The 6,602-nt window shown below is 49.8% G+C and carries 5 protein-coding genes; all 5 read right to left on the bottom strand.

The window, feature by feature from the left end; genetic code table 11:
• Nucleotides 1–39: 39 nt before the first annotated feature.
• Entirely contained in the window at nt 40–1,815 is a 1,776-nt protein-coding gene (gene aceK / locus A6301_RS16200; protein ID WP_234258264.1) for a bifunctional isocitrate dehydrogenase kinase/phosphatase, read from the bottom strand.
• A gap of 48 nt (nt 1,816–1,863) precedes the next feature.
• Entirely contained in the window at nt 1,864–3,171 is a 1,308-nt protein-coding gene (aceA, locus tag A6301_RS16195) for an isocitrate lyase (protein ID WP_234258263.1), read from the bottom strand.
• A gap of 31 nt (nt 3,172–3,202) precedes the next feature.
• A complete protein-coding gene (gene aceB, locus A6301_RS16190; RefSeq protein WP_234258262.1) occupies nt 3,203–4,801 on the bottom strand; it encodes a malate synthase A in 1,599 nt (532 codons plus the stop codon).
• Nucleotides 4,802–5,088: 287 nt separating this feature from the next.
• The gene (metA, locus tag A6301_RS16185; RefSeq protein WP_107171168.1) at nt 5,089–6,018 is read right to left on the bottom strand and encodes a homoserine O-succinyltransferase; all 930 of its coding nucleotides are present in this window, start codon (nt 6,016–6,018) and stop codon (nt 5,089–5,091) included.
• Nucleotides 6,019–6,155: 137 nt separating this feature from the next.
• Entirely contained in the window at nt 6,156–6,527 is a 372-nt protein-coding gene (locus A6301_RS16180; protein WP_107171169.1) for a YjaA family stress response protein, read from the bottom strand.
• Nucleotides 6,528–6,602 lie beyond the last annotated feature (75 nt).

The following is a 6,602-nucleotide window of genomic DNA, read 5'->3' as shown; positions in this document are numbered from 1 at the left end:
AATCGCCGCCGCCCTGTGTACCCAGGCTTTCCGGCTAAATTATGCCGGGTTACGACAAAAGCCAGAATCATTCTCAGCAGTTGTGTATCGCGGATCAGCACGCTGGCTAAAACGCTTGCGGCGTCGGTAGGCGTAAACATCCTCGATATGCCCTTCCCTGATGCGCTGCTGTAATGCCCGCCAGTAGTCCGCACAAAACAGATCGCCATGCATTTCCTCAAACAGCGTACGAATGTGGCGGTCACTGCACAGGAAATGCGGAAACTCTTCAGGAAACACATCATTCGGTGCAACGCTGTACCACGGCTCAGCGGCCAACTCCTCCTCCGGGTAACGCGGCGGCGGAATCTTGCGAAAATTTACCTCAGTCATGTAGCAGATTTCATCATAATCATAAAACACGACCCGCCCATGGCGCGTGACGCCGAAGTTCTTAAACAACATATCACCGGGGAAAATATTCGCCGCTGCCAGTTGTTTGATAGCATTGCCATACTCTTCAATCACATCGTGCAACTGCTGTGCGTTTGCCTGTTCCAGATAGAGGTTAAGCGGCGTCATCCGGCGTTCCATGTACAGATGACGGATCACCAGCCGATCGCCCAGATCCTCCAGCTTATCAGGTACCTCACGCCAAAGTTCATCCAGTAGTTCCGAGCTGATTCGGTGCTTATCGATGACGAAATTTTCATATTCCTGCGTATCCGCCATGCGCCCAACGCGATCGTGCTCTTTCACCAGTTGATAGCACGCCATGACCCGCTCCGCACTCACTTCTTTCTGCGGCGCAAAACGATCTTTGATGACCTTAAATACGCGATCGAAAAAAGGTAGCGTAAATACCAGCATCACCATGCCTTTCACGCCGGGAGCGATAATGAACTGCTCTTCTGATTCGGCAATGTAGTGCAAATATTCACGGTAATACTCGGTTTTACTGTGTTTCTGACAGCCAATAGCTAGATAAAGCTCCGCCGTCGTTTTCCCCGGCAAAATGTCGCGCAGCCAGGCCACCAGCGCGGACGGCAACGGGGCATAGACCATGAAGTAAGAGCGGGCGAAACCGAACACGATGCTGGCGTCTGATTGACTGGTTAAGCAGGTATCAATAAATAGCGCACCGCGTTCATTGTGATGAATTGGTAGCAGGAACGGAAAAAAACCGTCAGGCAGCGACAGTTTCCCCACCAACCAGGCTGCTTTGTTGCGATAAAACAGCTCATTCGCTACCTGTAACGTAGACTGAGCAAGCTGCTCCGCCGAGAAAGTACGCTGTAAATACGCAATGATATAGGCAATATCACGCGGTAAATCTTCCCACGGTAAACGCAGCGGCACGTCACCCAACAACTTTTCCAACATGCTTTGCCAGCCATCCGTGGGCACAAACGTCTTGGCAATCGGACGGGGAATCTCATGAAAGCGCTGCTCTGGTTGAGAACTGAAAACAAACAGTTTATCGGGCGTCAGCTCCCGATGGTTAAATAGCCGACAATAGACGGAGTTAAAGAAACTCTCAGCAATCTCGAAACGTGGATAATCCGGCAGTAAGCGGGTGTAGATATGCTTCACACATGCCAGAAAATCCGCATCATCACAACGGATACCGGTAATACAGCGCAACTGTGCGACCACCAGCCCAACATGGTGATCGTATAGATGAATACGCTGTTTCATTGCCTGCTGTACGGCAGACCAGTCAGCCTGTTCAAAACGCTGCTGCGCCCCCGCCGTCACTTCAAGAAAACGTCCATATTGCGCATCAAACCCTTGCAGGATCGTCTGCGCCACCAGCTTTTCAAGGTCACGCGTCATCATGATCTCCAGATGAAACCCGGCCAGCTGAACGCTGACCGGGCAGGATCAGAACTGCTGTTCTTCCGTCGATCCCGTCAGCGCCGTCACTGAAGACTCGCCCCCCTGAATGATGTTCGTCACCTTATCAAAATAGCCCGTCCCCACCTCCTGCTGATGCGATGAGAAGGTATAGCCGTCTTTAATCGCCTCGAATTCAGGCTGCTGCACTTTTTCTACGTAGTGCCGCATCCCTTCGCCCTGTGCATAGGCATGCGCCAGGTCAAACATGTTGAACCACATGCTGTGGATGCCAGCCAGCGTAATGAATTGATACTTGTAGCCCATTGCCGACAGCTCATCCTGAAAACGCGCAATCGTGCTGTCATCCAGATTCTTCTTCCAGTTAAAGGAGGGCGAACAGTTGTACGCCAGCAGTTTGCCGGGAAACTTCGCGTGGATGGCTTCGGCAAAACGACGCGCCAGCGATAAATCTGGCGTCGACGTTTCGCACCACACTAAATCCGCATAAGGTGCGTAGGCTAGCCCACGGCTGATCGCCTGTTCAATCCCGGCGCGCGTACGATAGAAGCCTTCCACCGTACGTTCTCCAGTGATGAAATCACGGTCATATTCATCGCAGTCAGACGTCAGTAAATCAGCCGCATCCGCATCGGTTCGCGCAACCAGTAAGGTCGGCACGCCCATGACATCCGCCGCCAGCCGCGCCGCGACCAGCTTCTGAACGGCTTCCTGCGTGGGAACCAGCACCTTGCCACCCATGTGCCCGCATTTTTTTGCCGATGCCAGTTGATCCTCAAAGTGGACTGCCGCCGCCCCCGCTTCAATCATCGATTTCATTAGCTCAAATGCGTTAAGCACGCCGCCGAACCCCGCCTCTGCATCCGCCACAATCGGCAGGAAGTAGTCGGTATGGCGCTTGTCGCCCGGCTCAATATGATTCGCCCACTGAATCTGATCGGCACGCCGGAACGTATTATTGATACGTTCGATCACCGCAGGCACCGAGTTTGCCGGGTAGAGCGACTGATCGGGATACATGCTGGACGCCAAATTGGCATCCGCAGCCACCTGCCAGCCGGAAAGGTAAATCGCTTCAATGCCGGCTTTAGCCTGCTGTAAAGCTTGTCCGCCCGTCAGCGCCCCCAGACAGTTAACATAGCCTTTACGGGCCTCGCCGTGCAGCAGGCGCCATAACCTCGCCGCGCCGAGCTGCGCGAGCGTACATTCCGGGTTCACCGATCCACGTAGGTTAATCACATCTTCTGCGCTGTAGGGGCGCGTAATACCTTCCCAGCGGGCGGTTTTCCACTCTTTTTCGATATGCTGGACTTGTTGGGTACGAGAGGTCGTCATAGCAGAGGTTCCTTTTTATTATCAATCAGGATTAATCAAGCAATGCGTAGCCGGGTAATGTCAGGAAATCGATCAGTTCATCTTGCGTAGTAATTTGCTCCATCAGCCGGGCAGCTTCACCAAAACGCCCTCCGCTAAAACGGGCATCACCTAATTCTTCCTGAATCACAAACATCTCTTCGGCCAACATCTGGCGGAATAGCGCTTTGGTGATCACACGACCATCGCTCAACGTCTTGCCATGACGAATCCACTGCCAGATTGAGGTACGGGAAATTTCGGCCGTCGCCGCGTCCTCCATCAGCCCATAAATCGGGACGCAGCCATTGCCAGATATCCACGCTTCGATGTACTGCACGGCAACGCGGATATTCGCGCGCATACCGATTTCCGTACGCTCTCCCGGACAGGGTTCCAGCAGTTCCTCTGCACGAATGGGGGCATCCTGTTCACGGCGAATATCAAGCTGATTTTTACGCTCGCCCAACGCCCGATCGAACACGTCCATCACCGCATCCGCTAACCCTGGATGCGCCACCCAGGTGCCATCATGACCATTGCGAGCCTCCAGCTCTTTGTCTTTACGTACCTTATCCAGCACCCAGTTATTGCGTTCCGCATCCTTACTCGGAATGAACGCTGCCATTCCGCCCATGGCGAATGCACCCCGACGATGACAGGTTTTGATTAACAAACGCGAGTAAGCACCGAGGAAGGGTTTTTCCATCGTCACCGACTGGCGATCGGGCAGAACACGATCGCTGTGGTTCTTTAATGTTTTGATATAACTGAAAATATAATCCCAACGGCCACAGTTCAACCCGACGATATGATCGCGTAAGTGGTAGAGGATTTCGTCCATCTGGAAAACGGCAGGCAGTGTTTCAATCAATACCGTTGCTTTGATCGTCCCACGCGGAAGATCAAAACGATCTTCCGTATAGCAGAAGACATCGTTCCACCAGGCCGCTTCCTGCCATGACTGTGTCTTTGGCAAATAGAAATAGGGGCCGCTACCTTTCTTGAGCAATTCCTGATAGTTGTGGAAAAAATACAGCGCGAAATCAAACAGGCTACCGGGAATGGCTTCCCCCTGCCAGGACACGTGTTTTTCAGGCAAATGCAGCCCGCGTACCCGACAAATCAATACAGCAGGGTTGGGTTTCAGTTGGTAGATTTTTCCTGTTTCATTGATATAGGAAATCGTACCGCGTACGGCATCGCGTAAGTTGATTTGCCCATCAATCACCTTTTCCCATCCCGGTGATAGCGAATCCTCAAAGTCCGCCATGAAAACCTTCACATTGGCATTCAATGCGTTGATCACCATCTTCCGCTCAACCGGGCCAGTAATTTCAACGCGGCGATCCTGAAGGTCATCGGGAATACCGCGTATCGTCCATGCTTTATTTCGAATGGAAGCCGTTTCTGAAATAAAATCTGGCAGTTTGCCCTGATCGATATTGCGCTGCTGCACCTGCCGTTCAGCAAGTAATTGATTACGTGCTGGCGTAAAATGTGCGACCAACTCCGCTAAGAAATTAACCGCCTCTTCAGTAAGAATGTGCTTCTCACCTTCGCCAAAACGCTGACTAAATGCCAATTCTCTGTTTATCGTCTGCTGCATCATTCGTGGTTCCTTTTCAGATTCCGCTTCATTCATCAACAACCGCTAGGTCGGCAAAAAACAGCATGTACATTTCTTAGCCGACAGAATTAAGCGTAATGCAATAAAAACAAAAATCAAAAACAATTTCCATTTTTATGGAAAAACAAATTCAAGCACATGATAAAATTGAAGATTAATATTAACAAGGAAAAGAAATAGCTTTCACTAACTAACGAGAATGGAGTAGTTCAATACAAAAAAGAAAGGCACCTTTAACGGTGCCTCAGAGAAAAAGATCAAGATGGGAGCTAGTCGAGTGTAGGGTTCATTTTGCGCAAATCGTAAGGCGTAATCTGGTAAACATAATAATTTAGCCAGTTAACAAAAAGCAGATGTCCGTGGCTACGCCAGCTCGCTTTCGGTGCCAATTCAGGATTGTCATCCGGAAAATAGTTAACCGGAACCGCTGGATCTAATCCGGCATCGCTATCACGGAAAAACTCTCCTGCCAGCGTCAGAACGTCATACTCAGGATGTCCGGTAACGAACGCCAGACGTTTATCTTTACTGGCAAACAGGTAAGCGCCGGCCTGCTCCGACTCAACCAGAATATCCAAATCCGTGTGCTGCCGAATCACATCAGCCGGAAAATCTGCATAACGCGAATGTGGGGCCAGGAACGTTTCGTCAAAGCCGCGGGTCAGCAAAGCATGGGGTTGTAACGTCTGATGCAAGTAAACGCCAGACAGCTTTTCCTTTCGGGTCATCTTCGGAATGCCGTAGAGGATATTGAGAGCCGCCTGTACAGCCCAGCACACGAATAATGTGGATGTGACATGTTCTTTTGCCCACTCGATGACACGTGCGATCTGCGGCCAATACACAACATCGCAGAAATCGACTAACCCCAGCGGGGCACCGGTAACAATCAAACCATCAAAATTTTCGTCCTGAATATCGTCAAAATTGCAGTAGAAATTATTCAAATGCTCAGTTGGCGTATTCTTTGACTCTCGGCTATCGATGCGCAGCAGTTGGATATCGATCTGTAGGGGAGAATTGGATAACAGGCGTAGAAACTGGTTTTCAGTCTCGATCTTCTTAGGCATCAGGTTCAGAACCAGCACTTTGAGTGGACGAATCTCCTGCGTTTTAGCACGCGAGGACGTCATGACAAAGACGTTCTCATTACGCAGAAAATTAACGGCTGGTAACTCATCAGGAACCCGAATTGGCATAACCTTATATCCTCAAAGCATACGTTTAAACGTTTAGACATCCAGATGCCCGAAGATAGCGAGTTTTTGTACTAATGTCGAGTGCTCAACGCATAAGGTGAAAATGTTTCACTGTGCCTAAAAAAACGTTATGCGCTTTATCTATTTTTCCTTGCTTGTTCAATAACTTCCGCATCGGCCAATACTCGATCATTTTCGATCATAACTAGCCGAGCTCTTGGTGAAGTGGAAACCGTTATTTCCTGAAGAATACGTTGCTCAACCTGAGACAGCCCACCGTCATTCATTTCAAGCGCATGAATGACAAGTACATCCTGACCAAATTTAAACCAGTTACGTTTTATTAATTTTCGGGCTAAATCTTTAAGCACCTTCTCTGCACGAAAAAAATCAGCGACCAGTAGACGTGTATTACTGAAAACCTGACTGGAATCGCCTAGCTCTTGGTGTGTTTCAGGATTACGCACAACCATTTTGTTCTTACGAATCTGGATATATAAGATCGTCATTTATTTCCCTATATTTCTTATTCCTAGTGATCTCTATGTGCAAACAGTGAGGAAATCGATTGCAGATAAAGCCAT

The organism is Pectobacterium sp. IFB5596, from assembly GCF_021432585.1.
GTDB lineage: Bacteria > Pseudomonadota > Gammaproteobacteria > Enterobacterales > Enterobacteriaceae > Pectobacterium > Pectobacterium punjabense.
The sequence above is the reverse complement of the archived record's forward strand: the minus strand, read 5'-3'. Positions and strand labels throughout refer to the sequence as shown.

Bases quoted from the DNA above. Each gene is read 5' to 3' on its own strand.
- metA (WP_107171168.1), bottom strand. From the start codon at position 6,018: ATGCCAATTCGGGTTCCTGATGAGTTACCAGCCGTTAATTTTCTGCGT.
- aceK (WP_234258264.1), bottom strand. From the start codon at position 1,815: ATGACGCGTGACCTTGAAAAGCTGGTGGCGCAGACGATCCTGCAAGGG.
- aceB (WP_234258262.1), bottom strand. From the start codon at position 4,801: ATGATGCAGCAGACGATAAACAGAGAATTGGCATTTAGTCAGCGTTTT.
- A6301_RS16180 (WP_107171169.1), bottom strand. From the start codon at position 6,527: ATGACGATCTTATATATCCAGATTCGTAAGAACAAAATGGTTGTGCGT.
- aceA (WP_234258263.1), bottom strand. From the start codon at position 3,171: ATGACGACCTCTCGTACCCAACAAGTCCAGCATATCGAAAAAGAGTGG.